1 protein-coding gene is annotated in these 1,149 nt (G+C 66.9%); it reads right to left on the bottom strand.

What is annotated here, in order from left to right; all coding sequences use genetic code 11:
* Entirely contained in the window at positions 1–1,092 is a 1,092-nt protein-coding gene (locus P3T41_RS36865) for an IS630 family transposase (RefSeq protein WP_280695027.1), read from the bottom strand.
* Positions 1,093–1,149 lie beyond the last annotated feature (57 nt).

Raw genomic sequence — 1,149 nt, 5'->3', positions numbered from 1 at the left:
CTAGTGACCTGAGTCGGAGATTCGTCGGCAGTAGGCGGCGACCTTGTCGAGGATCTCGTCGGCGGTCTTGGTCCAGACGAAGGGGCGGGGTTGCTCGTTCCAGTCGGCCAGCCAGCTGCGGATGTCGCGTTCAAGGGCCTGGACCGAGCGGTGGACGCCGCGTCGGAGCTTCTTGGCGGTCAGTTCGGCGAACCACCGTTCCACCAGGTTCAGCCAGGATGAGCCGGTCGGGGTGAAGTGCAGGTGGAACCGCGGGTGGGCGACCAGCCAGGTCTTGATCGCCGGAACCTTGTGCGTGATGTAGTTGTCCAGGATCAGGTGCACTTCCAGATCTGAGGGCACTTGCTGGTCGAGCTTGGTCAGGAACTTCTTGAACTCGGCTGTTCGGTGGCGGCGGTGGAGGGAGCCGATGACCTTGCCGGTGGCGGTGTCGAGGGCCGCGAAGAGGGTGGTGGTGCCCGAGCGGACGTAGTCGTGGCTGCGGCGCTCAGGCACCCCAGGCATCATCGGCAGCACCGGTTGGGAGCGGTCCAGGGCCTGGATCTGCGACTTCTCGTCCACGCACAGCACCAGGGCGCGCTCGGGCGGGTCGAGGTAGAGCCCGACCACGTCGCGGACCTTGTCGATGAACAGCGGGTCGGTGCTCAGCTTGAACGTCTCGGCGCGGTGGGGGGCCAGGGCGAACGCGCGCCAGATCCGTGAGACCGCCGACTGCGACATGCCGGTGGCCGCGGCCATCGAGCGGGTGGACCAGTGGGTGGCGTTCTTCGGCTTCTCCTCCAGGGTCTTGACGATGACCCGCTCGACGTCCGCGTCCGTGATCTTCCTCGGGACGCCCGGGCGGGGCTCGTCGCTCAAGCCGTCCAGGCCCCGCTCGATGAAGCGCCGGCGCCAGGTGCGGACCGTGTCCGGGGCGATGCCCAGCCGCCGGGAGACGTCCATGATCGAGTAGCCCTCGGCGCATTCCAGGACGATTCGTGACCTCAACGCCAGCGCCTGGGCGGTCGAGCGACGACGCACCCAGGACTGCAACACCTCCCGCTGGCCATCGGTGACTGACAACGGCGGGATCTTCGGACCAGGACGACTCACACCCAACTAACGCCGAATCTCCGACTCAGGTCACTAGGGCCTGTACGGCGGATCTTT

Origin of the sequence: Kitasatospora sp. GAS204B, assembly GCF_029892155.1 — a bacterium.
GTDB lineage: Bacteria > Actinomycetota > Actinomycetes > Streptomycetales > Streptomycetaceae > Kitasatospora.
Note: the sequence above shows the minus strand (reverse complement) of the source record. Positions and strands in the feature narration are given on the sequence as shown.